We start from the raw sequence: 3,909 nt of genomic DNA on the forward strand, positions 1-3,909 counted from the left end.
AATAGATGGGGTATTCGAGCGCTCCTGCACAGCAACTTCGAGCCTGGTTGAAACATTTAGGAGTTTCACCGGCACCATGCGGAGCTAATCATCTAGTCGCCATAAAACCCCAATGTCAGATAGCCGGTGAGCGTGAAAGGGGCACGCGCTCATGTTCCTTCATCGGTCTTCGGTCGTCCGCCTGAACGTTTTAGTGATAGCGGTAGAAAACAATCTATCTCGTCAGCACTGAACGTCATGTCTTCCATTTTCTGAAGACGCTTCTGAGCCTCAACGTAGGCTTTGCCATCCGTTTGTGGCGCAGATTGATAGAGTGCGGCGAGCATAGTCTGCAACTCGTCACGACGCTCAACGGCCGCCTGCCGGTCAAGAGCCGGCAGATCCGTGAGGAGCGAAAGGTAACACTCGCGGACGTTCCACAGTTTCGCCGCGGCATCGCGGTGTTTCTGCGCGGTCGCGCCCAAATCGAAGTTCTTGAGGTAGGTTGTCACGAAGAGCGTCAGGAATGACACCAGAACCGTTGCGACCTCGAGCCACGTCTCATTCGTTACAACTACACCAACAGCGCCCGTGCTCGTCGCTGCGGTGAGGACGATCTGTCCAACCTTAAACCGATTGAGTTTTTTAGCGCAGTTGTCGGCCATCCTCTCGTGCGTCTTGTGAGTATAGACCACCCGACCGAAGCACTCGCGGATTTGATCCTCAAGGGTGATGTCATAGTCAAGCTGCATGGTCGCCTACTTCAGCGCTCTGTGCGCTAATGGGAACGAGGATGTCATCTCGCGCGACGACAACACCATTCAGGACCGCATAGCATTCCACAAGGTGGTTTCCCCGGAAGTCGGTGCTTTCACGCTGTTCCCAATTGCCATCGTCACGGATAATTTGGCCGCGGATCATGTCGCGCCGCTCAGCCTCGTCTCCTCGATTCAACACTTTCCAATAGATGTCGACGTCATCGGGGAGATCGGCGCCGTCCGCGACGAAGAATCGAAGTTTTTTCTTGCGCAGAAGGATGCCGTGCCGCTCGAGAAGGTCGAGCAAGCGTGTGGCCCGGAAGCCGTTCTGTGTAACCTCGCAGTCGATCCGCATCTCGTACCGGACATCCAACGGAAACCGATCCTCAACAAATTCCTCGGTGTTACGAAACGCTGCTTTGGCGAGCGTGGCTTCTGTTTCCGACTTGGATGCGGGAGCGGGATAGCCATTGCCGAACACGTCACGCCACTTCTGGCGCTCATTCGCCTGGCCGCTCGCCTCGATAGCCTTCAGGCAGAGTTCGTGGGCCTTCTTTGCCTTCCGCTCGAACCTCTTCTTTACCCGTACGCGCTGTCGGCTGCCGAGGGCGGCGTATTCCGACTGTTTGGGTTGGTCAGCCAGGAACTTGAAGAAATCTCGACACATATAATCGTAGTAGAGGTAACTTTTCTCGTCGTACTCATCGGTCGATTCAAGAAAGTTGTAGGCGAGTGTATCAATCAGAAGGCCGCCCATAGCCACGCCGTGCTTGTTCTTCCAAGCGCGAGCCATCTTACACAAGCGCCGGAGATTCCGATTCTTCCGCTCATTAGCCGCCCGCATCTCATCGAGTTCGGCTTGGGGCTTTGTGATCTTCCATGATCCTCCGTTCGCGGTGTCGGGATATTTGTAGCTTCCATCCGCCTCCCGAAAAGCGGGCATAACCTCAATATGGAAATCCTTATAGAGGACCCGCACAACTAGCCGATCGACCTTCACCGTTGTCGATGGATAGCGCGCCTTGATCGCATCCTTGGTGTCGCGAAGGAGCTCGTACTGTCCGCCATCCTTGTAGGTATCCCACTCAGAGGCCGGGACAATGTAGATCATGTCCAGATCGGAAATGCCCTTGATCGCCGTCCAGCGACCATAGGAGCCGACCTGAAGGCTGTTGGCAGTTTTCGACTCGGTATCTCGAAATTGCTTGTTCAGCGCGGAGGTGATCTCGCCATAGCGAAGCGAGATGGTTGCTGAGTTATCTACTTTGATGTTCTCGAGGAAAGTCCTGAAGTCGTCCGCGATGCCCACTTTGCCCCCTGTCGGCTCTAGGGATGATGCACGCCGTAGTTTCCGAATCGACGAGCTGATGTTCCTATTTTGTGCTCTTGCTACCGTATCCGTCAAACCACGCAACATGATCTGCCAACAGAAAAAATGCTGAAGGCTTCGTAGCGATCAAGTTCACAATGGTAGTTTTCGTGCGAAGACCCCGCGTTGCGATGCTCTCTCGCAAAGAACGACTGAAATAGTCGTAGTTTACAAAGCCCACGAATTTTTGGCTAAGAGAAGTACCGGTCCTTGATTCTGGAGGGATTCGGTATGACCGAAAATCACTACATTGGCCTGGATGTCTCGGCGCGCACCGTGAATCTGTGCGTGGTAGATCATAGCGGCCAGGTTGTTCACGAAGCAAAGCTTACTTCCGAGCCGGAGGAAATTGCACAGCACATTCTGGCACTGCCCTTTATCGTTTATCGCGTTGGCCTGGAGGCTGGAATGCTATCGCAGCACATCTTCGGCACGCTCGCCGAAGCAGGCCTTCCTGTTATCTGCGTTGAAACCCGGCATATGAAAGCCGCCTTGGCGGCGCAGATGAACAAAACCGACCGTCACGATGCGCGAGGTATCGCGCAGATGATGCGGGTCGGGCTGTTCAAGGAAGTTCATGTCAAAACGCCGACCAGTCGGCGTCTGCGCGCAATCCTCACTGCCCGGCAGTTGCTGCGTAACAAACTCCAGGATGTCGAGAATGAAATTCGCGGGCTGATCCGCGACTTCGGCTATCATCTGGGTAAGGTCACGGCTCGCGATTTCGAGCCGCGCGTGCGCGAGTTGACCGCTGACACGGATCTGCACGTCGTCACGGATACGCTTCTGGCGGCGAGGCGTGGATTGCGGGAGCAGTTTGGCAGATTGGATGATCTGCTGGTCAAATTGGCGCGACAGGATGAATTGACCCGACGGTTCATGACTGTGCCAGGTGTGGGGCCTCTCGTCGCGCTGACCTTCCGGGCCACGGTGGATGTTCCCACGCGCTTTATGCGATCTCGGACCGTCGGTGCCCATTTTGGCCTGACGCCGCGCAAGCAGCAATCTGGTGAGGTCGATCGAAGCGGCAGAATCTCCCGGTGGGGCGACGCCATGATGCGCAGCCTGCTCTACGAGGGCGCACAAGTGCTGCTGACTCGTGTGAAGAGATGGTCGGCGTTGAAGGCTTGGGCAATGCAGGTGGCGCGACGGCGCGGTCACAAGAAGGCGATCATCGCCTTAGCGCGGAAAATCGCCGTGATCCTGCATCGCATGTGGATCGACGGAACAGAGTTCGAATGGGGAGAACGGCGACAGCCTGCCTCCCTATGACACGAGTTCGGCCGGGGATCACCTGACCGAAGCATCTCCCCGCGAGGGGACGGGGAACGGCGAGTGCGCAAATACGACTTGACCGCCAAGGTCTGCCAAGGCGATGTCGCATAATAGATTGTCCCGCCGGCTTCCTCTGATCCCATCCTGTGGCGGTCGAGTGCCGACCACGAAGAGAAGCATGATCCTCGCGGGAGTGCTCATCAAGTCTCGTCGTCGGGTGCAACCAGTTCGACATGACTGACCTCGAGGGCTTGGGCGAGTTCGTAGAGCGTGATCACGGTCGGATTCCTCCGACCGCGTTCAAGACTGCTGAGGTACTGTTGGCTGAAACCGGAACGAGCTTCGACCTCTTCCTGCGTCAGGCCCTTCTCCCGACGCAGGCGGGCGAAGTTCCGGCCGACCAGTTTGCGCATGTCCATGCGCAAAGCGATGGCAATTTACACACTTTAAGTTTATCAACTATAGTATGTAATTGACGATTGGAGGACTGATGAGGCTCGTGCGCTCGGCACGGACCGAATAGAGAAG

Annotated in this window: 4 protein-coding genes; 1 reads left to right on the forward strand and 3 read right to left on the reverse strand. The window is 56.0% G+C overall.

The window, feature by feature from the left end; genetic code table 11:
* Positions 1–149: 149 nt before the first annotated feature.
* Both ACFSGJ_RS17170 and ACFSGJ_RS17175 read right to left on the reverse strand, forming a co-directional pair.
* Complete coding sequence (locus ACFSGJ_RS17170; RefSeq protein WP_183318932.1) at positions 150–731, reverse strand: SLATT domain-containing protein; 582 nt, start codon at positions 729–731, stop codon at positions 150–152.
* Positions 721–2,046 (reverse strand): SMODS domain-containing nucleotidyltransferase, encoded by a 1,326-nt coding sequence (locus ACFSGJ_RS17175; RefSeq protein WP_183318930.1) that lies wholly within the window; start codon positions 2,044–2,046, stop codon positions 721–723. The genes ACFSGJ_RS17170 and ACFSGJ_RS17175 overlap by 11 nt, the downstream gene beginning before the upstream one ends.
* Positions 2,047–2,337: 291 nt before the next feature.
* Between ACFSGJ_RS17175 and ACFSGJ_RS17180 the strand changes: the two genes are divergently transcribed.
* Positions 2,338–3,378 (forward strand): IS110 family RNA-guided transposase, encoded by a 1,041-nt coding sequence (locus ACFSGJ_RS17180; protein ID WP_152367877.1) that lies wholly within the window; start codon positions 2,338–2,340, stop codon positions 3,376–3,378.
* Positions 3,379–3,581: 203 nt separating this feature from the next.
* Here the strand turns inward: ACFSGJ_RS17180 and ACFSGJ_RS17185 are convergent, their stop codons facing one another.
* A complete protein-coding gene (locus ACFSGJ_RS17185) occupies positions 3,582–3,800 on the reverse strand; it encodes a helix-turn-helix domain-containing protein (RefSeq protein WP_152367876.1) in 219 nt (72 codons plus the stop codon).
* Between the last annotated feature and the right edge of the window lie 109 nt (positions 3,801–3,909).

Origin of the sequence: Halodurantibacterium flavum (genome assembly GCF_042681825.1) — a bacterium.
Lineage (GTDB): Bacteria > Pseudomonadota > Alphaproteobacteria > Rhodobacterales > Rhodobacteraceae > Halodurantibacterium > Halodurantibacterium flavum.